Source organism: Capnocytophaga periodontitidis (genome assembly GCF_016126015.1).
GTDB lineage: Bacteria > Bacteroidota > Bacteroidia > Flavobacteriales > Flavobacteriaceae > Capnocytophaga > Capnocytophaga periodontitidis.
The window spans coordinates 1-23989 of record NZ_JAEFDB010000012.1 but is presented as its reverse complement, the minus strand read 5'-3'; the positions used below and the strand labels follow the sequence as shown (position 1 = coordinate 23989).

Genomic DNA, 23989 nt, shown 5'->3' with positions numbered 1-23989 from the left:
AAATAACAGACAAATGAAAAAGATAATATATACCACCGCGATATGTGCAGCGCTTTTTACAACAAGCTGCAGTTTTTTAGACGATAATCCACAAGGGATTATGAGTGAAAAAGAGGCAATCTCTAAAGCCGATGGACTTGCAACCGCTGCCTATGCTGCTTTAGGTAACGACCACTACGATACACCTTTTAGCCTTTGGATATATGGCAACGTACGCGCCGATGATGCCTATAAAGGCGGTCAGGATGTGAGTGATATTCAAGTGTTTCACTTCTACGAAATAGCTCAAAATATCGACCCTACTTATGCGGAAGCAGATAAGTTCTGGTTTATGTGTTATCAAGCTGTTTCGCGTACCAATACCGCACTGAAAGCACTACAACAAGCATCGGATGCCGAAGTGCCTAACCGTCAATCACGCATAGGCGAAATGTACTTTTTGCGCGGGCACTTCTACTTTATTCTTAAAACCATTTTTGGGCATATACCTTTCGTAGACGAAAACACTCCTGATAGTGCCTACGAAACTACCCCTAACACCTTGCCTAACGATGAACAATGGCAAAAGATAGCTGCCGATTTTAAGAAAGCTTACGACCTATTGCCTGCCACTCAAGCACAAAAAGGTAGAGCAACCAAAGGGGCAGCAGCGGCTTACCTCGCTAAAACTTACTTGTACAAGGCCTATCGCCAAAGTGAAAACAACAGCGTAACTAGTATCAACAGCCAAGATTTACAAGAAGTGCTCACCTATACCAGCGCTGTGTTAGGCTCTACTTACGGTTTGGAAGACGACTTTGCCTTCAACTTCCTTCCTGGGGGCTATGAAAATGGTAAAGAGTCGCTCTTTGCTGTGCAATACTCAGTAGACGATGGTACTCAATACGGAAGTCTCAACTGGGGTGATGTACTCTCTACACCACAAAAGTTAGGCTGCTGTGACTTCCACAAACCGAGTCAGAATTTGGTAAACGCCTTCAAAACAGTGAATGGATTGCCCGATTTTGATAACTTCAACAACAACGATTATAATGCGGCTAACGATAAAGCCGACCCTCGTTTGTTCCACACCGTTGCCTTACCTGGCTTGCCTTATAAGTACAACACCGAGTTGATTTACAAAAACGACTGGAATCGCAATAGCAACGTATATGGCTTCTATGCTTCACTCAAAGAAAATGTAGACCCTTCTTGCTCTTGCTTCCGCAATATCAACCCTTTCCGAGGTAATTCTAAGAACCGTATCGTAATACGTTATGCCGATGTACTCCTAATGCGCGCCGAAGCCCTTATCGAGCTCAACCGTAGCAACGAAGCCTTGCCACTTATCAACCAAGTGCGCCAACGTGCCAAACAAAGTACTTCTATGATTCCTTATGCTACCAATGCTAATATTGCCTTATACCAAGATGGCGTAAATATCACTTGGAATCAAGAAAACGCGCGCAAAGCACTCCGTTGGGAACGCCGTTTAGAGTTTGCTATGGAAGGCAGTCGCTTCTTCGACCTTGTACGCTGGGGTATCGCCGACCAAGTGCTTAACGACTATTTCACTAAAGAGAAAACACGTCGCCCAGCAATATTTAGCAGTGCTTATTTCACTAAAAACAAGAATGAGTACATCCCTATTCCACAAAACCAAATAGGGTACGTAAAAGGTATTTACAAACAAAATGCAGGATTCTAATATGAAAACAACAGTACACAAACTCGCCCTCGGTATGGCAGCTTTGCTCGGCTTGTTTAGCTGCGACGAGAAACACGAAGGCGAACTTATCAATGATAAAGAGGCTAAAATCAATGCCTTTCAAGCCAATGGTATCGATGGAATCATCGACGAGGAGAAACAAACCATTACTGTTTACGCTCCTTGGTCGGCTACGCTTACCAATATGTCCACCTCCCTTAGCTTGCCCGAGGGAGCTACCTCAGTGCCTAAAGGTGCTACAGGAGTAGATTTGAGTAAAGGTGTCAAGTATCGCATCTTTAATGGTAACCTCTATTGGGATTATACCGTTACCGCTCAGTACCCTAAGATAGAGAACTTTGTAATCGGGAAATACAAAGCTACTATCGACCACAGTACAGGTAAAATAAGTGTGAAATATCCCAAAGGAGAAGCAGTAACTGCGCTAACTCCTACTTTTAGCACTACCCCTAACGCTACCGTAAGCCCTGCTTCGGGAGTTGCCCAAAACTTCACTCAAAGCGTTACTTACACTATGAATTACCGCGGTGAGAGTTTTGCGTATAACGTAGAGATTATACCTACAAACTTTGCGCCTATTGCCTTTGTAGGTACAGCTAAGAGTGCTTCTGCTATCGCCAATGAAGACGAGAAAGCTGCCTACACTTGGCTTGCCGAAAACTACGATACCGCCAAATACATTTCATTTAGTGACATCAAGGACGGCAAAGTTAATCTTACCGACTACAAAGTGATTTGGTGGCATTGGGATAACAACAAAGAGTTGCCTGCTGAAGCCAAAGCAGATGCCGTTGTAAACAAGATGAAACAATTCTATGCTGCTGGAGGCTCGTTCTTATTGTCTTCTTGGGCTGTACAGTACGTAGTCGATTTAGGTATCGCCTTAGACGGCAAAGTGGTAAACAATATGTGGGGAGAAGGCAACAGTCCATTTGCAATTGGTGATGACTGGGGTATTTGCTATAAAGGCAACGAAAGCCATCCACTTTTCAAAGGATTGACTAAGAAAACAGGTACTAACGATGTCGCCTTCTTACTCTCTAGAGGGGTAAAAGCCAAAGCACATAACGCCTTATGGAACTTTGAGTGGGGTGATTATGCCAATAATGTAGCAGGCTGGCAAACTGCCAGTGGTGCTAAGTTATTAGCAAGTTTCCACTGGAATGATGCTATGAACCGCGCAGCGATTTTTGAATATACCAAACGTGGCAATGCAGGTCGCACCATTTGTATAGGTATTGAAGGCTACGACTGGTATAACGAAGATAATTCACCCGCTAATACCTACAAAAGCAATATTGAATTGCTTACTGCCAACGCTTTAGAATATTTAGCAAATTAATAAATAAAGATGATGAAAAGAACACTTACATTAGCGCTTTGCGCTACCGCCCTAATAGCTTGTGAAAAAAAAGAATATTGTAGTAACGACCCTAATGCAGCTCCCGATGCCGCTACTTGTTATGCCGTACAAGATTACGGTCGTACTTATAAACATTTCTTCCAGCCCAAAAATGCGTGGGTAGGCGACCCTATGCCGTTCTACGATAATGGTAGATTTCATATCTTCTACCTCTACGACCAACGTCCCGCACCTGCAACCTTCCACCCTTGGTATAGTGCCACCACTACTGATTTAGTGAATTATACCGATAATGGTGAAGCAATTGCTTGTGGATCCGATGGTTCGCACGAAGATGCCCTTGGTACAGGTTCAGTATTCAAAGACGGCAATACCTATTACGCCTTCTATACGGGGCATAACGGCGATTTAGACCCTAAAGAAATCATCTATTGGGCTACTTCTACCGATTTGAAAACGTGGACAAAGGATACCCAAAACTCTTTTCGTGCCCCCGACGGCTATGACCGCAATGAGTTCCGCGACCCTATTGTATTTAAAGAAGGAAATGCCTACAAGATGCTCCTCAGCACTCGTGCCGATATAGGAAGCGGTGTTTGGAAAGCTGTTGTAGCTCAATTCACCTCTACCGACCTTAAGAATTGGACGAAAGACCCGAATACTCCCTTCTTTTATACTGACCCTTCTGCCTTTATGGTAGAATGCCCCGATGTGTTTACACAAGGAAACTACCAATACTTGATATTTTCCAACATCGAAGAAAGCGTGCGCCGTGTGCAATACAGATACCGCCGTGTAGGAAGCACCGATTGGATTACCCCTGCACAACAAGACTTAGACGATCGTGTGTTCTATGCCGGAAAAACCGCTACCGACGGCACTCACCGCTATATATGGGGGTGGAATCCATCACGTATCAATTATGAAGATAACGCCGCTTACCACTGGGGAGGCTCATTGGCAGTGCACGAGCTCACTCAAAACGCCGATGGTACCCTTAACGTGAAAATGCCTACCGCTTTTGATAGCAAGCAAGCCATATCTGCTTCACTTGGCAACATAGCCTTAGACAACAATAACCGTGTGTTCGACCGCCTTGGCACTGGGTTTAACAAGATAGTTACTAAAATAAAAGCCAATACCGCCACCGAGTTTGGGGTGATGTTTGGCGCTTGCGGTAACCTTTATGAAACCTACCGCGTAACGATTAATCTCAACAAAGGAGAGTTGCAACTCAACCGCGTAATTAGAGACGGAGGCAATGCTACCATCAATAGCATAAAACTCCCCGTGAACGCCAGCAAGGAATACACTGTGAAAATAGTGCAAGAAGGCTCAGCAGCAGCAATCTATGTGAACGATGAAGTAGCTCTTTCAATCCGTTGTTACAAGATGAACCAAAATCCTTGGGGTATCTTTGCTAACGGTACAGCAAACTTTACTTTTTAGGTAAAAGGTAAAAGATAAAAGGTAAAAGGAGGAAGGGTGAACCTAAGACGAACAAAGGACGAACAAAAGACGAAGAAAAGACGAACAAAAGACGAAGGAAGGACGAAGGAAAGACGAACAAAAGACGAAGGAAAAATGAGTCTAAGGCGAAGCTAAAGCGAACCTAAGGCGAAGGACGGGTATAAACATCTTATCTTTTACCTCAAAAACAGATACTTTCATTACTTTATAAGTCTCAACTTCCTCCCTCTCCTTAGTGAGAGGGAATGAAGATGAGGAATTAGTTTACTTATTTGCTAATTCAAAAAAAAAATAATGTATATTTGTACCATCTTTTAAATAAAAAGAGATATGAAAAAGTATATGAATAACAAACTAATAGCAGGATTAGGAGTCTTAGCACTCACTGCCTGCCAGCAAAACACCGATGATATCATCATCGAGGACTTTGAATCAGGCACTTATGCCAATTGGACGGTAGAAGGCGACGCCTTTGGCGCGACTCCCGCCACGGGTAGCTATACCGGTCAGCAGCCCGTAACAGGCTTTGAAGGCAAGCACCTTGCCAATAGCTTCAACAACGGCGACGACTCTCGAGGAGCGCTTACCTCAAAAGAGTTCACCATCGAGCGCGATTACATCAACTTCCTCATTGGGGGAGGCACTCACGCCGATACCTACATCGAGCTATTAGTCGACGGAAAAAGCGTGCTACAAACGCGTTCTCTCTACGAAACCGAAACCCTACAATGGCTCACTTGGGATGTCAAAGCCTATAAAAACAAGAAAGCTACTATCCGCATTGTCGATAACCAACGCGGCGGTTGGGGGCACATCCTTATAGACCAAATCGAACAAGGCAACAAACAAAAAAGCGTTTTTATGACTGATTACACCCGTACCTTTGAAGCCAAAGACAAGTACCTGCTCATTCCTGTGGAAGACCAAGCAACCGAAAACAAAGTCCAACTATCAGTAGATGGTACCCTTATAGGCGAGCCAATGACCATTCGCATTGCCCAAAACAAAATAGACTACTGGGTGCCTATCGCTATCGAGGCATACAAGGGCAAAAAAGTAACCCTTACTTTTGCAGTAGCCAAAACTACCGATATAGGCTTAGCCGAAATCAAACAGTCGGCTGAATATAACTTCAACTACAACGAAAAATACCGTCCGCTATACCACTTTACCCCTCAATACGGCTGGATGAACGACCCTAACGGAATGGTATACCTCGACGGAGTATTCCACCTCTTCTACCAATACAATCCTTACGGAGCGCGCTGGGGTAATATGCACTGGGGGCACACCGTTTCTAAAGACTTGGTGAATTGGGAATACAAGCCTTATGTATTAGCTCCCGATAAGTTAGGAGCGATTTTCTCAGGCAGTGTTGTGATTGACCACGATAATACTGCCGGCTTTGGCAAAGGCGCTATGGTGGCTATTTTCACCTCAGCAGGCGAACGCCAAACACAGTCTATTGCTTATAGCCTCGATGGCGGAAAAACCTTCACCAAATACGAAGGCAACCCCGTACTCACCGATGCCAATATCATCGACTTTCGCGACCCGAAAGTATTCTGGCACGCGCCCTCTAAACAATGGGTGATGAGCCTTGCCACTACCCAAACGATTACCTTCTACGGTTCTAAGAACCTCAAAGAATGGACACGCCTCAGTGAGTTTGGAGAAGGCTTAGGCGGACACGGTGGCGTGTGGGAATGCCCTGATCTCTTCCCGCTTACTTACGAAGGAAAAACCAAATGGGTGCTCTTTGTGAGTATCAACCCAGGTGGGCCTAACGGCGGAAGTGCTACTCAGTACTTTATCGGTAATTTTGATGGCAAAACCTTCACCCCTGATACTATGAACTATCCACTTTGGTTAGACTATGGTCGCGATAATTATGCAGGTGTAACGTGGAGTAATGTCCCCGCCACCGATGGTCGTCGTCTCTTCATAGGCTGGATGAGCAACTGGGATTACGCCAATGAAATCCCTACTCAAAACTTCCGTAGCGCGATGACTGTTGCCCGCGCTTTGCGTTTGGTGCATAATGGCGAGCATTTGGTAGTAGCCAGTGAGCCCGTAAAAGAGTTGGAGAGTTTGCGTCGTGAAGCGGTACTTTTAGGTGATAAAACACGTACCAACACCTCCGATGCCATAACTTTCGAAAACTTCTTGCCCAATAATCAAGGAGCTTATGAACTCACTTTCACGGTAACCCCTAACGAAACTGATGCTTTCTCATTCGCCCTTGAGAATGCCAAAGGTGAAACTATCAAATATCTATTTGACGGCGCTAATAAAACCCTATCGGTAGACCGCAGTAAGAGCAGTGTAGCCTTCAATGCTAACTTCGCCGAAACGCTCATCAAAGCACCAATGGTAGCTAAGAAAAGCTATACTGTACGCTTATTGGTAGACAAAGCCTCAACCGAGCTCTTTGTGAACAACGGCGAAGTAGTACAAACCAATGCTGTATTCCCTACCGAAGTGTACAATACCCTCCGCTTCAATACCAGCAAAGGTACCCTCACTCTTAACAATGTAACTGTCTATAAATTGAAATAATAATCCTCTCCCTCTGCCCCTCTCCCAAGGAGAGGGAAGTGCGTGAGACTAATAATATATTCATAGTATGCAACAGAATAACAACTATCTAAAATATTTATTACCTGTACTCCTATCATTCTTCTGTATGGGCTTCGTAGACCTTGTAGGCGCCGCCTCTAACTTTGTAAAAGACGATTTTGGCTTGACCGAAACCACCGCCAAAGCACTTCCTGCAATGGTATTCTTTTGGTTTTTGCTTTTCTCAGTGCCCACAGGCGTACTGATGAGCAAAATAGGTCGTCGTAAAACCGTACTCCTCAGCTTGGTGATTACTATCTTAGCGATGGTAGTGCCCTTTATCAGCTACAATTATACCACTATGTTGGTAGCTTTCTCCTTGCTTGGTATTGGTAACACACTGATGCAAGTATCGCTAAACCCACTAATGTCAGTTATAGTAAAAGGCGACAAACTCGCGAGTTCACTCACTTTTGGTCAGTTTATCAAGGCGATAGCCTCGTTTTCTGCCCCCTTGCTGATGAGTTTTTGCTTTGATAAATTCAATGATTGGAGACTCTTCTTCCTGCTCTTTGTAGCTATTTCGGTAGTATCCCTCTTGTGGCTTGGAGCTACCCATATTGAAGAAGAGAAAAACGACAGTAAAAACGCCACCTTTGCTGAGTGTTTTGCACTGCTTGCCAACCCTTATGTACTCTTGTGTTTCATAGGTATTATGTGCCACGTAGGGATAGACGTAGGAGTTAATGCCTCAGCCCCTACAATCTTTATGGAACGTTTAGGGCTTACCACTACCCAAGCCTCTTTTGCCACCAGCTGGTATTTCTTGTTCCGTACCATAGGATGTCTGTCAGGAGCTTATATTCTCACCAAAGTATCACCTAAGAGTTTCTTCACCCTTAGTGTGCTTTGTATGGTAGCCTCAATGGCGATACTGTTCTTTTTCAGTGATAAAACAATGCTCTACATCGCCATTGCTTTGGTAGGTTTTGGTAACTCCAATGTATTCTCAATCATCTTCTCGCAAGCCCTTTTGCAGAACCCTACTAAGAAAAACGAAGTATCAGGCTTGATGATTATGGGACTCTTTGGCGGTACTATCTTCCCTTTTGCAATGGGCTTAGCCTCCGATGCGATGAACGGCTCACAGATAGGTGCCCTTATTGTCCTCAGCATAGGAGTATTATACCTATTGCTAATGAGCACCCGACTCAAAGCAAATGCTAACACTTAGTCGTTAGAGAGCCCTACAAATTGTATAAGTCGGATTAGTCAGAAAGGTTTGATGACTGATAGTATTTATTACTATTAGTAGGAAATCTCAAAAAGAATTTATAACTTTGTACGCTGAAAAAGAATTAACAACAATACTCTTGCCTCCTTCCCCCCAAGGGCAGGGCAGGGGAGAGGATAACATAACATACAATGAAAAATACAGTAGTAGGATTGGGAGAAATCCTTTGGGATGTTTTCCCTGAAAGAAAAGTATTAGGTGGTGCGCCCGCTAATTTCGCTTACCACGTGTCGCAATTTGGTTTCAACGGCTATGCTGTGAGTGCCATTGGGGGCGACCTCCTCGGTAAGGAAATACTAAAAAGTTTAGAAGAAAAAGAACTCAACTACATCATTGAGAAGACTGATTTCCCCACAGGTACTGTAAAAGTACAGTTAGACGGTCGTGGGGTGCCTACCTATGAGATTAGCGAAAATGTAGCGTGGGACAATATTCCATTCTCTTCGCGTATTGAGAACTTAGCAAAGAACACTAATACCGTGTGCTTTGGGTCATTAGCACAGCGCAGTGAAATATCGCGTGCCACTATCCACAAGTTCTTAGATTTGATGCCTGCCGAGAGTTTAAAAGTATTCGATATCAACCTCCGCTTGAAATACTTCAGCAAAGAGGTAATTGCCGATTCGTTAGACAAGGCAACCGCATTAAAAATCAACGATGAGGAGATAGTGAAAGTAGCTGAAATGTTCAATTTACAAGGAACTGATGAAGAGGTATGTAAGCGCCTATTGGAGAAATACAACCTCAAATTCCTCATCTTAACGCAAGGCACACGAGGTAGTTATGTGTTTACGCCTAATGAAAAATCGTTCTTAGGGACACCTAAGGTTACCATCGCCGATACGGTAGGAGCTGGCGACTCGTTCACGGCTGCCTTTGTAGCCTCTTACCTCAATGGTCGCAGTATTGCCCAATCGCATCAATTGGCGGTAGAAGTATCGGCTTACGTATGTCAGCAACACGGTGCGATGCCTCGCCTTGCCGATGCTCATTTAGAGTTGTTTAGATAAAATGACTTTTAGGAAGTATCATATACTTTTTTTATATTTCGCTCTCTTTGCTTGCTTAGCTTGCCAAAGGGAGCGAAACCCCCGTTATGTGATAGGGGTGTCACAGTGCAGTGAAGACCTTTGGAGACAAACGATGAACGAGGAGCTAAAACGCGAAGTAGCCCTTTACCAAGCCAATGCTGAGTTGCTCATTCGCAGTGTGAAAGACGATACTCCCAAACAAATCGCTGATATAGAGTGGTTCATAGAACAAAAGGTAGATGTGCTCGTCGTTTCACCTAATGAATCGGAAGCCTGTACTCCTGTGGTTGAAAAGGCTTACCAGCAGGGTATTCCCGTGATTTTGGTAGATAGGAAAATCGCTACTGAGAGTTATACTGCCTATGTGGGAGCTAACAATTACCAAATAGGAAAAGAAGCGGGGCACTATGCAATAGGTATTCTCAAAGGTAAAGGCAATATAGCCGAAGTGCGAGGTACCAGAGGCTCAACCTCCGATGCGGAACGCCATAAAGGCTTTGTAGATGCCCTTAAAAATGCTCCTGAGGTGCGAATAGTAGCCGAGACCTGGGGCAACTTCCTCAAAGCAGATGCCAAAGTGCAAATGCAACAACTTTTTCAGCAACACCCCAATATCGACCTTGTGTTTGCAATGAATGACCCAATGGCAGCGGGTACTCACGAAGCAGCGATGCAATTCAACGGTAAGATACCATTTATCATAGGGGTAGATGCACTACAACAAGAAGGAATTAGCAATATAGAGAACAACGTGCAAGACGCGTCGTTTATCTATCCTACGGGAGGTGAAAAGGTTATTGACCTTGCAATGAAAATACTCCATAAACAACCTTTTGAGCGCGAAAATATCCTCAATACCGCAGTGGTAGATAAGAGTAACGTGCGTATTTTACAGTTGCAAACAGAGCAAATTGCCCAAAAACAAGCTAAGATAGAGGATATCAATCAGCAGCTGAGTGAGAGCCTTATTCAGCATACTACTCAGCGTACACTCTTCTATATTTCAATTACTGCTATTGGTTTGATTACTATATTTTTGGCAATAGCTATCAGAGCATATCGCACCAAGAGTCGTGCAAATAATCTGTTAGAAAAACAAAACGAAGAAATCAAACGTCAGGCTACCGAATTGCAACAACAGAAAGAACGCTTAGAGGAAATCTCGACGCAATTAGAAGAGGCTACCCAAGCCAAATTACTCTTCTTTACCAATATTTCTCACGAGTTCAAAACACCGTTGTCGCTTATCTTAGGTCCTGTGCAGACGCTTTTGGCTCACAATTCACTCCCCAAAGAAGAACAAGACTTGTTATTCCTCATCAAAAAGAACAGCAACCGACTTTTGCATCTTATTTCCGAAGTAATTGAGTTCCGCAGTTATGAGAATGGCAAGATGCAAATGTACTTCACTAAGGGCAACTTAAAACGGTTTCTTACTGAACTCAATTCTTTTTTTAGTGACCGTATCAAACAAAAGAAACTCAACTTTCAGTTTCTTGCCGAAGATACTTCTTTTGAAATGGCTTTTGATAAGGAAAAAGTAGAGAAAATCTACTTCAACCTGCTTTCTAATGCGCTGAAGTTCACACCTCAAGAAGGAAGTATCACCGTGTCGTTAGAAAAAGAAGACCTCCCCCTAACCCCCTCCAAAGGAGGAGTAGCTGTGCTACGTGTGTTCAATAGCGGTTCATATATCCCAAAAGACAAGCAAAATGAGGTGTTTGAACACTTCTACAAAATAAATCCCGATAGCGAAGGTTCGGGTATTGGCTTGGCGTTGGTACAAGCCTTAGTAGCCTCACACAACGGTACTATCAACGTGGAGAGTACAGAAGGCGAGGGGACAACCTTCCTCATTCGCCTGCCTTTCACCCAAGAACAAATATCGGCAAAAACAGTATACGACAGCAATTACATCGAAACCCACCTCGATTTATTGCCTTCATTGCCAGCATCTGCCGAGAAACTCAAACTGCCAACAGCTGCATCCTCAGCTCCAGAGAAACCTACCGTACTGATTGTGGAAGACAACGAGGATATGCGCCAGTTTATTCGCTATATCCTCAGTGATAACTACAATCTTATAGAAGCCGAAAATGGAGAAGAAGGCTTTGAAGTCGCTAAAAAGCACCTCCCCGATGTAGTAATCAGCGATGTGATGATGCCCAAGACTGATGGCTTTGATTTATGTCAGTTGATAAAAACTAACGTGGCTACTAATCATATTCCCGTGATTTTGCTCACCGCTTATGCTTTAGACGAACAGAAACAAGTAGGCTTCGAGAGTGGTGCTGATGCTTATATCTCCAAGCCTTTCAACGTAAAACTGCTGAAAACACGGGTGCGTAAGCTCATAGAAAACCGTAAGAAGATACGTGAGAGCTTTAATAATTTCCTCCTAAACGAAACCAAACAAGAGACTTTAGGCAAAGTAGAACAACAATTTATCACCGATTTTACCCAGTATGTTGAAAACTCTATCGCCAACCCCGAACTGAATATAGACGAAATTGCCGATGCCTTAGGCTTGTCGCGTTCTAACCTATACCGCAAAATCAAATCCCTCACCGACTATTCGCCCAACGAACTCATTCGCACCATACGAGTAAAATACGCCAAACAATTGCTCAACAGCAAAGCCAAGAGCATCTCGGAAGTTGCTTATGAAGTAGGATTTTCTTCTCCTTCCTACTTTGCGAAATGCTTTAAAGATTTTTATAACGAAAGTCCGACAGAGTACTTGGAACGGATTAGGTAATAACTTTTTGTATCAAAGGCATCTAACCTAAAAAACTTTTTTTTAAGTTTAAAAACATATATTTATGAAAATATTTCCCATATTTTCTTGCATATTTCATCTCTTATTCCTACCTTTGTGCCGATTATTACCAAACTTACCAAACAATGTTAAAGTATCTTCTCTTCTTTTTTGGTACTTTAAGTATCTACGCTCAAAAAGAGTACTGTTTTCAGTACGATAGCGCTGGCAACCAGCGCCGTGCGCTCTTGTGTCTCAATGCAACCGATGAAGCTACTGATGAAGAAATTTTTGATGAACTCCCTGATAATCTCAAATCTTCAAATAGCGATAACTCAAAAGTACAACTCTATGGTGTACCTAACCCCGCTACCGACCAGATAGGAGTCTATTGGCAACACAGCGAAAATGGTACACTCACGCATTTAGCAATCTTCACCCTCAACGGACAGTTAATGCAACAAATTGATAACCTCCCACCTACAGAACCTTACCATATCAATATCTCCACTTGGTCAGCAGGCTATTACTTTATGGTGGCTACATTCTCGGATGGTAGCAAAAAAATCTTTAAAATTGTAAAAAAATAACAATACCTATATTACTATGAAACGCTTTTTATTCCTCATAACACTTTTTTATTCTCTTAACTTTACAGCTCAAGAGGTTTATCCTTTACAACCTATTGAACGTACTTCGTTTTATGCCGAACCTTTAGATGAACCTACTTATACCGAACTACCCTCAGGGAGTATTACGGCACGAGAAAGTGGAGCAAATACGATTGGTTTGACTACAGGTGAATTGAGTGTATCGGGTAGCGGCGCAGCAGTGTATACCGTGCCTATTGCCGTACCTCAAGGTATTGGAGGTGTAGCACCTACCTTAGCACTTACCTATAATAGTCAAAGTGGTAATGGGATAGCAGGCTATGGCTGGCATCTCGCAGGCTTATCAGTAATAAGTCGCGTAGGTAGTACAATGTACCACAACGGCAAGATTACTGAGGTAAACCTCACTAATACCGACCAGTTTGCGTTGGACGGACAGCGATTGATGCTTAAAGAAGGTACCCACGGTGAGAGTGGAGCGGTCTACGAAACAGAGACTTTTTCACAACTGCGTATCAAAGCGGTAGGTAGAAGCAAAAATTCAGCTTTTGGACCCGATTACTTCGAGGTGCTCTATCCCGATGGCTCTAAAGCCTATTATGGCAAAGATAACAATAGTCAGTCACCTATGGAATATGCCATAAGCTACTGGGAGAATGCGCAAGGAGTGAGCATACGATATTTTTATACTATAGAAAATAATCACCTTCGCATTGAACATATTGAATATGGCTACAATACAAAAATTGAGTTTAAATATGATAATCGTACACGTCCTGAAGTTGCCTACATAGGAGGTATGGAATTTACAAATGGGAAAATACTATCACAGATTAATGTAATAGATAATAATGTTCCTTATAGAAACTATAAACTTAGTTATAATACTAATAGTTTGGAGTATAACCGATTAACTTCAATACAAGAAAAAGTAGGAGAAGAAGAATACTCCCCCATAGAGTTTAAATATTGGGATTCTGCAAAAGGATTTAAAAATAGAAATTTTAAATCGAAAGTAGCATTAGAAAAAGTTGATAATCAAAATTCAGCAATAGTTTCATTAGATCTTGATGGAGATAACTATACTGATTTTATTATGTATCCTACGAAAGGAAATAATGCTTATAAGCAAATATACATTTTTGACATTTTTAGAAAAAGTCCTTACCAACTCGCAGAAGATCTTCCATTAGGCTACACTTTCAATGATATTTTTGCTTCTAAATTTGTTTCAAATACAGGGAAGTTATTTAATGGACAAGGATTTATAACTACTCATCAAGAAGGAGATAAAGTTATTTTTAATACCTATACAAAATCCTCCCAAACAGCTTTATCTCGTGAAGATGTAAAAGAGTGGAAACTTCCTACTTATATAGAACGGGGGAGAGAATTCTGTGATCTTTTGCGACAAAAATGGAGAGAAGAAGGAGGACGTGCTCGTGTTAATCCTAGAAAAATAAGTGTTTCATACAAAGATTTAAAATTTTTATCTGGAGACTTTAATGGAGATGGACTTACTGATATTATTGCTATAGAATATCCTATAAAAAGAGAGAGTTGTACCATAAAATTCCCCCGCCCAAATCAGACTCATTCTATACCTACCTGTGAAGAATGTAATTATTTCACCGATTATCGAAACGGTGTGTATTGGATTGATTTGGATGGACGGAAAAAGACAGACTATTCAAAACAGATAGGTTTTATGCAACAAAAAACTTCTTCAGATGATTTGTTTTGGACAATGGATACAAACGGAGATGGTAAAACCGATATGATTCATATTACCAATGGTTCTCTTTTTGTTTATGGGATGGATAACAATCAGAATTTAAATTTATTGTATAAATACAATAATAGCTATATTAAAACCAATGTATTTCATCCTATAGCTGGAGATTTTAATGGAGATGGTAAATTAGATTTTTTATTACCAACAGCTGATAAAAGTAATACTTTTGCTGTACTAACTAATACAGGAAAAGAATTTGATTACAAATTAAGAAGTTTTGATTTTACATTTTATGCCAGTACAGTTGAAGAGGAAGAGCAGGTAGAAGATGGAGTAGATCATTATACAGGAGATATTATTTATCATTATGATTATTACTACAGAAATTATTCTCTAATCCCTGTAGATATTAATAATGATGGCAAAACAGACATCATACAGTACGAATCTACAAAAACTAATTTTCCAGAAGCTAAATCTGACCATATTCGGAATATAACACTATTCAACAATCAAACAAAAGGTGCAGAATATCTCTTTATAGGAGGAGCTTCTAAAGAACTCACTAATGGACTTCCAGCTCACATTATTTTTTCAGCTATAGATGAACGCAATAAAGTAATAGATATTTCTTTCTTTTCGGGAGATTTGATAGAAACAGTTCTTTTACAAGAAAATAATAAGGAAGATGTCTTGCTTAGAGAAGTTTACAAAGGAGGTTTACAAGAGAAAATTTCATATAAATCTATGGTTTCTGATACTGATATTGATAACAATCCTTTCTATAGGTCAGAAATTTACAGTGAAACATATCCTTATGTAGCTATTGTGAATATGCAATCTGTACGATTGGTTTATAAGTTAGAACGCGAAGGAATCACCATTCCTAAAACTATGCGTTATTTTGGTTATTATAACGCTATTACAAATACAGAAGGTTTAGGTTTTTTAGGCTTTACAAAAGTAACAAGCACTAAGTGGTGCGAACTACATAAAACTCAAGAAAACGTGCTTTACACATATAAAGTAATGAATCCTCACTTGAGAGGAGCCTCAATAGAAGATTTTCTATTTAAAGAGAATTTTGATCTCCCATCGCCTTTTACCCCCACAGGATATATACAGCATACCTCCTACCAATACACCCATACCCTCAGTCCTAACAAAGTTTTCAAACTTCAGCTTACTCAACAAACCACCGAAGATAAACTTTCAGGACTAACGACTACCAATAATTTTACTTATGATACCGATGGAAACCTTACCGAACAACGTACCCAAACCGACGGTTATAGCCAAAGTACGCGCATAAGTTATTTGCCTAAAAGCGAAACTCCGTATTTTGTAGGCTTGCCTCAAAAGAAAGAAACGACCACCACTTTGGCAGGCGATAGTTTTAGCACAGCCGAAGCTTTTGCTTACGACAAAGGCTTGCTCACTACCCATAAAACTCAAGGCAATGGTACAGCTTGGCGTACCACTGCCTACCGCTATGACCAGTACGGCAACATAACCGAGCAAACCGCCACTGCTGAAAACGGTGAGCAACGCACCGAACGCTATACCTATGACCCTACCCATCGATTGGTTACCTCCCATACCGACCACGAAGGACAAGTAACCAAGTTCAGTTATAACAACAAAGGTCTCTTAGAACGCAAAACCTCTCCATTAGGGCAAACTACTCTATATACCTACGATTCTTCAGGTAGACCTATCCAAACAACAGATTTCTTAGGTAAGAAAACTACAACACATTATAGCTTTAACGGAAGTATTTTTAAAACCATTACCGAAAACGAAGAAGGTACTTATAGTGCAGAGAGTTATAACACTTTAGGTTGGTTGTTAGAAAAAGAAAGTAACGATGCTTTCAACAACCGTTATGCAATTAGCTACCAGTACAACGGCATAGGGCAACAAGTAGCTGTAAGCACTCCTCACCTTGCAGGAGGTGCTTCTCAAAAGGTAAAACGTACTGAATACGATGTATATGGACGACCTACCACTATCACTAATCCCGAAGGTAAAGTTACCCGCTTTAATTACGACAAACTCAAAACCACTGCCGATGACGGACAGCAACAAATCATAAGCACTCGCGATGCGCAAGGTAACATCGTAGAACACCAAGATAATGGGGGTACCGTGCGCTATACCTACTTTGCTAACGGCAACCTAAAAACAGCCGACTATAGTGGTGCAGTACAACGCATCACCCAAGACGGTTGGGGACGCAAAACAAGCCTTACCGACCCCTCAGCAGGGCGATATACCTATCAATACGACACGTGGGGCAACCTCACAGAAGAAACTACCCCTAAAGGAAAAACTACCTTTAACTATGCGCAAGGTACCGACCGCCTTACCGAAAAACATATCACGGGAGACTATACCGATATGCACATACGCTACACCTATAACGCCGACAAATTGCTCACCCAAATAGACAACCAAAACAAAGACGGCAATAACGACAGTTACCGCTATGAATACAACGGACTCAAACAATTGGTTCAAACTACCGAGACCAACCCTCAAGCAGTATTTACTAAAAACTATACTTATGATGCCTTTGGACGTGTGCAACAAGAAACCACTACCGCCCAAACGGCAGGTAAACGTGTGAGCAGTGCCGTGCAATACCGCTACCAAAATGGCGAACTTGTGGAGATGAAGGACGATAAGGGGATAACTCTTTGGAAACTGACCGAAAGTAATGAGTACGGACAGCCATTGAGCCTCTACAAAGGCAAAACCAAAGAACTTTTAGACTACAACAGTCATTTCCCTAAAACACAAACCGTACAAAGGGAAGATACCCCACTAAACGTATTGCAATACGATTTCAACCCACAACGAGGGCTACTCAATCATCGCATTTATAGTTTTTATAACCAAAAAGAAGAATTTGCGTATGATACCACCGACCGCCTCACCCGCTGGGGCAATGCCACCCACCAATACGACGAACGGGGTCGCATTACCGAAAACAGTGCCATTGGTACCTATGAATACACACGTAATGGCTACCAACAACAAAAGCTCACCACCAACGAAGCAGGTGAGACGTATTTAGAAAAACACCCACTACCCACTGTAAGGTATAACGCTTTCAAAGCTCCTGAGCAGATATATGTAAAGGATAAAGAACGGATAAGCTATAAATATAACGCCTTTGGCGAGCGTTCACATTGCTATTATGGTAATGCTGAAATAGAAAAAGCCAAACGCCCAATGCTTAAACACTACAGCCACGATGGTAGTGTAGAAATCGTATGTAACAAAACCGATAACAGCACCAAGTTTATACTTTACTTAGGCGGTGATGCCTATAGTGCCCCTGCAATACTCATTTCGGACGGTGAAACGCAAAAACTCTATTACTTACATAGAGATTACTTAGGTTCTATAGTAATGCTCACTGATGAGAACGGCAACATCGCTGAAAGACGCCATTTTGACCCTTGGGGACAACCCATAAAAGTAGAAGACGGCGCAGGCAATACCTTAGACAAACTCACCTTATTAGATAGAGGCTTTACAGGGCACGAACACCTGCAAACCGTAGGGCTTATCAATATGAATGCTCGTTTGTACGACCCAGCCTTACACCGTTTCTTACAACCCGACAACTACGTACAAGACCCTTTTAATACACAGAATTTTAATAGGTATGGCTATTGCTTGAACAACCCACTGGTGTATGTAGATGAGAATGGAGAGTTTATTATAACAGCTATCATAGTAGGTGCTATAGTAGGCGCTGTAGTAGGTGCTTATATAGGAGGTTCTCAAGCCAATGGTACATACAATCCTTTTAGGTGGGATTATAGTAGCGGAAATACTTGGCTTGGTATAGGTGGAGGAGCTCTGATAGGCGGGGTCTCAGGAGCCGCTGCTACTTATGTAGGAGGATTAGCGGCAACAGGATTAGCTACTTATGGAATTACTGGTGGAATAGTAGGAGGAGCAGCTGTAGGAGCAGCTAGTGGATTCGTAGGAGGAGCAATAAGTGGTGGTTTTATGTCGTTATTACCCGGAGGGGATGGGATGTTTTGGAGCAGTGCAGGATGGGGAGCTTTGTCTGGTTTTGTAGGAGGAGCTATATTAGGAGGAGCTACAGGAGCTCTTACTACCCCTAAAGGGCATAATATTTGGACAGGACGAGAAATTCCTCAACCTGTTCAAACTTTAGAAACAACACCAATGGGTGTTCATTTAGATGTAGAAAATAACATAACAGGTAATTTAGAACTAAAAGCTCCAACTTCAGTATCTTTAGAAATACAACAACCTAAGTTAATTCCTATAAGACCTCTTGATGAAAATCTTAAACTTTTAACTCCTGGACTTAAATTAGCTGATAATAAATTGGCTCAACACGCTTATCAATGGGGAATTGGAGAGAAAGGGATAGCCTTAACAAAGACTCAATTAGGTGCAATGAGAAAAATAGCTAATTATATTTATAAAAATGCAAGTACAATACGTCAGGGAACTTGGGGTAATCCTGATTCTGGAGGTTTTTATAATGCATTATTTTATTCTAATGGACGACATGTTATTGTTACAAGGTCAGATGGGACAATGATCACAATATTAAAAAATGCTACTGGTAATAAACATTTTAATAACGCTACAACTATATGGCAACGATAGAACAAATAAAAGACTATAAAATATGCAATATAATAGAAGTAACTTTAGAAGGAATACTTTTAGAATTGCATTTAAACCTCAAACACTTGGACAGTGAAAAATCTATTAGTATCTTGGCTTCTGATGTGGGAGAAACATTGCTTTTTTCAATAGGGAATTATTGGAAAGATAAGAACAATATTAAATATGAAGCATATACTATACAAAGAATAGGTAGTAATTCCTCTTTATCAAAATTAATAGGAGATAAAATTACAAATATTGAGTTTGGCATAGGAAAAACTCTTTATACAGAAGAGCAAGTAATCTATTACATTATGTTGCAAACAAACGATAGTAAATGTCTATTCTTTAATAATGGTGATGAATGCGCCTATTCATTAGATAAAATAAATAAAATTTTAGCCGATGATATCTATGGTTACAAATGGGAAGAGATTCCTCCTTATTTAATTTAAAAGAGAATTTTTACTATGGTTTTTATTTGAACTGAAAAGAATGTGGTAGCTATGAGATGTACGCTTTCAGCACAAGGAGATATTATTCACGTAAAATCAAAATTATGATGACAGACAGGAAACAGTTACTTTTAGACTTAATTCTTTTAAGAGGTAAGCCCCGAGATATAAAAAAAAGAACTTTCTAAATATTCTTGGGATAGTGTGTCACCTATTGTCAAAATAGATACACAGTCTATGATTTTTGTTTTAACAAAATACATCAAAGGGGATATATCAACTGATGAATTAGAAGAGTGGGCTAATCTGGTAGAATGTAGAGATGATATAGAAATTCCTTCGCTGATACAAGAATTTATTTTTGAGTTAGCTAATCCTGAAATAAATGGAGATATAACTAAGAAAAAAGTAAATGATTATGTAAAAGTTTTAGAATGTGAGAATATTTAAAAAATTATGAACATAACACTATTTTTGAAGGATACGAAAAGTATGATTATATCTTTTACGTAAATAATACATATCAAGTACGGGTAACAAATAATGAAAGAAAAGAAAAAATGTAAAGAATGATAAAATTTATTTTCTCTTGAATATACAACGCTTTTGGCGAGCGTTCGCACTGCTATTACGGCAATGCCGAAGTAGAGAAAGCCAAACGCCCACTACTAAAACACTACAGCCACGACGGTAGTGTAGAAGTAGTATGTAACAAAACCGATAACAGCACCAAGTTTGTGTTTTACTTAGGCGGTGACGCCTATAGTGCTCCTGCGATACTCATTTCGGACGGTGAAACGCAAAAGCTCTATTACCTACACCGCGACTATCTCGGAAGCATTGTAATGCTCACTGATGAGAACGGCAATATAGCTGAAAGACGCCATTTTGACCCTTGGGGGCAACCCATAAAAGTAGAAGATGGAGCGGGAAAAGTGTTACAAGGTTTAACATTATTAGATAGAGGCTTTACAGGGCACGAACACCTGCAAACGGTAGGACTTATACATATGAACGGACGCTTGTACGACCCTGCGCTACACCGCTTCTTACAACCCGATAACTTTGTACAAGACCCTTTTAACACGCAGAACTTTAATAGATATGGGTACTGCTTGAACAACCCCCTACTCTATACTGACCCTAATGGGGAGTTTTTCTGGGCAGCGGTTATTATTGGTGCTATTATAGGTGCTTCAAGTTATGCGGTAAGTGCTGCTATTAACGACTCTTGGTCTTGGGGAAGTTTTGGACTGTCAGTTTTAGGAGGAGCTGTAGGAGGTGCTATTACGGGAGCTTTAGGATCAACAGCAGTGCTGACGGCTGAATCTATTGCCAATGGTATAGCTACAGGAGCAGTATCTTCTATGTTACCAAGTGTCAATTTTCCTATAGGAGATTGGAATATAAGCCTATCTTTAGCTGTAGCTTTTGGCAATGCTTCGGGTATGGGGGCAAATTTTGCAGTAGGCTATAACGATGGTAATTGGGGCTTTTCAGCTGGAGTAGGAATAATGGCATATAATAATTATTATGGGTTTGGCAAAAATGCTATAGAAGTACGCAATTCTATAATGGCCTCTTGGGATGATGGTACTACCGGAGTTAGTTTAGGCACTAATGCTTGGTCAGGTGATTTTTCACAAAGAACAGGGATGATAGGATTTAGAAGTGGCGATTTTAAACTAATGTATGAGAATGATGGCTCTATAGGATTCTTAGGTGATGATGGAGATAGCTATAGAACAGCAGCTCTAAATATGAGTATAGGTAATTTTACAACTGGCTTTAATCTTTTTACAGGATATAGAGATTATGATAATGAAAATGGAAGTATTTCTAAGCACAGAGATCCAATGTGTATTGATGAATATGGTAGAAAATTACCTAATGGGGCAGTTTTAGAAGCAAAAGAAAAATACCGTTTAGGAGCTTTAACCATTGGGTATGGAGGTTGGCGTGTAGGAGGTAATAGTGAAATGGTAAGAGACGCTATTCAAACTCAAACATTTCATAATTTTAGAATCCCTTGGTTTGGAGGTAAATCAATACTGGATAAACGTCAAATGAGTTTTGAAAACCAATCTTGGGATTGGAAACCTTTTTATCAATACAGAACTTATAATCCTTTTACATCATGGTAAGAAAAATCATCATATTATTAATTTTATTTCTTTCTACTACTGCTTGTTGGTATATAGGGAAGACAAGTGAATATGGCTTACCAAGACGAAAAATAAGACCTTTACCTGAAAATACTGATTATAGCAAAATAGATACAATGGCATTGTATAAATTGGATAGCTACTATTTTTACAATAGTTTAGAAAAGAAAATAAACGATTTTACAAAAAAAGAAAACGACTCTTATCCTTACATAAGTTATTTAAAATTCTATAGTAAAGGTAAATTAGGTCTTTTTGTAATATCTAAACAAGATACCTTAAATCTGCAACGGTGTTTTTTTAATCCTCAAAAAGCCAAAATGGGGTATTACTATATTGAAGGTAATAAAATTAAAACTAAAATCTCAACTATTGGTAATGCTACCTTGCATATTAGTAGAAAAAAAGGTTTTATATATAATGATTCTATAGATATAAGACATCATAATTTCTATGGTAATATTTTTATAAAAAGGAATGTTCCTAAAGAACTTTTAGAAGGCTGGGAACCTGATTGGTAAGCTTAATATTTTTTAGCGTAATACAAAACTTATAACTCTTTTACATTATGGTAAAAATTATTATTTCTGTATTTTTATTCATTTGTCTGTGTGCGTGTAGTGTTATTTATAATAAAAAATCTTTTGTATTTAGTGATACACCCAACGAAAGAAAATTAAGAACAAATGGATATTATTATCATGTTTACAATCTTGATAAAGAATATATGCGACAAAAAGGTGTATATATCAATATGCAACTCTTTTTAGATAATGGATATACCTATGTTGTCAAAAATGGTTTTGGAGATTACTGTGGTGATTTAATAGAGAAGGAATGTGCTGTTAAAGCCTCAGAATATATGTTAGATAAAAATATAAATGAGTTTTTAGAAGAAACTGATAAACAAAGTAATAGAAATTATCATATTTGGAATTGGGGAAAATATCATATTCAAAATGATACTATAGTTGTAAAGTGGTTTTATAACAGTTTTGGCGACTATTTTTTAGTAGAAGAAAAAGGCATTGTAACAGACTCTACGACGATTGATTTTTTCTATTTTAAAGATTACCAAACTAATAACGATACAATATATAAGATTCCTAAAACATATAACTTTAAAGTTTACCCCATTGATAAAATATATAATAAAATCCCAAGGAAATTAGTTGAATGGAAATAGAAAGTTTTCAGTACAGAACTTATAATACTTTTACATTATGGTAAGAAAAATCATCATATTATTAGTTTTATTTCTTTCTACTACTGCTTGTTGGTATATAGGGAATACAAGTGAATATGGCTTACCAAGACGAAAAATAAGACCTTTACCTGAAAATACTGATTATAGCAAAATAGATACAATGGCATTGTATAAATCAGAAGTAGTTTACTTATATACGACTTCTTTATGTGGTACAAAACCCAAAAACATTCGTATTATTGAAAAAGAAGGAGAACCTTATCTTCCTACTACTACTTATTTAAAGTTTTATAGTAAGAATAAAGTAGGGGTGTTTATACTATCTAAGCAAGAATCGCTAAATTTACAAAGATCTTTTTTTAACCCTCAAAAAGCAGAAATGGGCTATTATTATGTTAAAGAGAATGACAATAAAATAGAAATTAAATTTTCAACTATAGGAGCTTATTCTACTATGCAAGTCAATCATAGAAAAGGAACTATATATAATGACTCTATAAATATTTTCGGAGGTAATAATATTGGAGAAATTTATGTAAAAAGGAATGTTCCTAAAGAACTTTTAGAAGGTTGGGAACCTGATTGGTAAACTTAATGTTTTTTAGTGTAATACAGAACTCATAATCCTTATTCATTATGATAAAGATATTTAAAATATTAATTGCTTGCGTACTGCTTGTCTCTTGTGCCGATTATATCCCTAAAAGAGTAAGCAAGAACTTTTTCTATTGCTACGACTCTCATACAGATTATAGCAAAAATTCTGTTGTGAAATTCAATGGAATTTATAAGATTTGTTACTGCGATTCTATATCTATAGAATGCAATAAAAATTGCTCTTCTAAGTATATGAGATTTTTTCCTGATGGGATTTGTGCTACAAGTTGGAGAATGATTAGTAAGGCTAATTTTGAAAAGGAATTATTAGCAGATAATGATACTTTGTACTACTATACCTCAGAAGATTA

The 23989-nt window shown here is 39.7% G+C and carries 15 protein-coding genes and 1 pseudogene; all 16 read left to right on the top strand.

What is annotated here, in order from left to right; all coding sequences use genetic code 11:
- The first annotated feature begins 13 nt into the window (after positions 1–13).
- The gene (locus tag I7X29_RS13100) at positions 14–1687 is read left to right on the top strand and encodes a RagB/SusD family nutrient uptake outer membrane protein (protein ID WP_198475272.1); all 1674 of its coding nucleotides are present in this window, start codon (positions 14–16) and stop codon (positions 1685–1687) included.
- Entirely contained in the window at positions 1674–3050 is a 1377-nt protein-coding gene (locus I7X29_RS13095) for a DUF4960 domain-containing protein (protein ID WP_198475270.1), read from the top strand. The genes I7X29_RS13100 and I7X29_RS13095 overlap by 14 nt, the downstream gene beginning before the upstream one ends.
- A gap of 12 nt (positions 3051–3062) precedes the next feature.
- On the top strand, positions 3063–4520 hold the full coding sequence (locus tag I7X29_RS13090) for a glycoside hydrolase domain-containing protein (protein WP_198475360.1): 1458 nt from the start codon (positions 3063–3065) through the stop codon (positions 4518–4520).
- Between the two features lie 363 nt (positions 4521–4883).
- Positions 4884–7100 (top strand): GH32 C-terminal domain-containing protein, encoded by a 2217-nt coding sequence (locus I7X29_RS13085; RefSeq protein WP_198475358.1) that lies wholly within the window; start codon positions 4884–4886, stop codon positions 7098–7100.
- 67 nt (positions 7101–7167) lie between these two features.
- Complete coding sequence (locus tag I7X29_RS13080; protein WP_198475268.1) at positions 7168–8334, top strand: MFS transporter; 1167 nt, start codon at positions 7168–7170, stop codon at positions 8332–8334.
- Positions 8335–8525: 191 nt separating this feature from the next.
- Positions 8526–9404, top strand: a complete 879-nt coding sequence (locus I7X29_RS13075) for a carbohydrate kinase family protein (protein ID WP_002673142.1) — start codon at positions 8526–8528, stop codon at positions 9402–9404.
- A gap of 1 nt (position 9405) precedes the next feature.
- Positions 9406–12183, top strand: coding sequence for a hybrid sensor histidine kinase/response regulator transcription factor (locus I7X29_RS13070; RefSeq protein WP_198475266.1), 2778 nt, complete (start codon positions 9406–9408; stop codon positions 12181–12183).
- A 146-nt stretch (positions 12184–12329) separates the two neighbouring features.
- The gene (locus I7X29_RS13065) at positions 12330–12773 is read left to right on the top strand and encodes a T9SS type A sorting domain-containing protein (protein ID WP_088593907.1); all 444 of its coding nucleotides are present in this window, start codon (positions 12330–12332) and stop codon (positions 12771–12773) included.
- 16 nt (positions 12774–12789) lie between these two features.
- Positions 12790–19191, top strand: coding sequence for an RHS repeat-associated core domain-containing protein (locus I7X29_RS13060; protein WP_225883760.1), 6402 nt, complete (start codon positions 12790–12792; stop codon positions 19189–19191).
- Complete coding sequence (locus I7X29_RS13055; RefSeq protein ID WP_198475264.1) at positions 19179–19649, top strand: hypothetical protein; 471 nt, start codon at positions 19179–19181, stop codon at positions 19647–19649. Before I7X29_RS13060 ends, I7X29_RS13055 begins: the two co-directional genes overlap by 13 nt.
- 237 nt (positions 19650–19886) lie before the next feature.
- Positions 19887–20099, top strand: a complete 213-nt coding sequence (locus I7X29_RS15515; protein ID WP_225883759.1) for a hypothetical protein — start codon at positions 19887–19889, stop codon at positions 20097–20099.
- A gap of 287 nt (positions 20100–20386) precedes the next feature.
- Positions 20387–21793 (top strand): polymorphic toxin type 23 domain-containing protein, encoded by a 1407-nt coding sequence (locus I7X29_RS13045; RefSeq protein ID WP_198475262.1) that lies wholly within the window; start codon positions 20387–20389, stop codon positions 21791–21793.
- A complete protein-coding gene (locus tag I7X29_RS13040; RefSeq protein ID WP_225883758.1) occupies positions 21787–22335 on the top strand; it encodes a hypothetical protein in 549 nt (182 codons plus the stop codon). Before I7X29_RS13045 ends, I7X29_RS13040 begins: the two co-directional genes overlap by 7 nt.
- 47 nt (positions 22336–22382) lie before the next feature.
- Positions 22383–23000, top strand: coding sequence for a hypothetical protein (locus I7X29_RS13035; RefSeq protein WP_198475260.1), 618 nt, complete (start codon positions 22383–22385; stop codon positions 22998–23000).
- Positions 23001–23037: 37 nt separating this feature from the next.
- Positions 23038–23610 carry a hypothetical protein gene (locus I7X29_RS13030; RefSeq protein ID WP_225883757.1) on the top strand — a complete coding sequence of 191 codons (573 nt, stop codon included), beginning with the start codon at positions 23038–23040 and terminating at the stop codon, positions 23608–23610.
- A gap of 47 nt (positions 23611–23657) precedes the next feature.
- Positions 23658–23989, top strand: a pseudogene (locus I7X29_RS15510) (hypothetical protein); the annotation flags it as partial.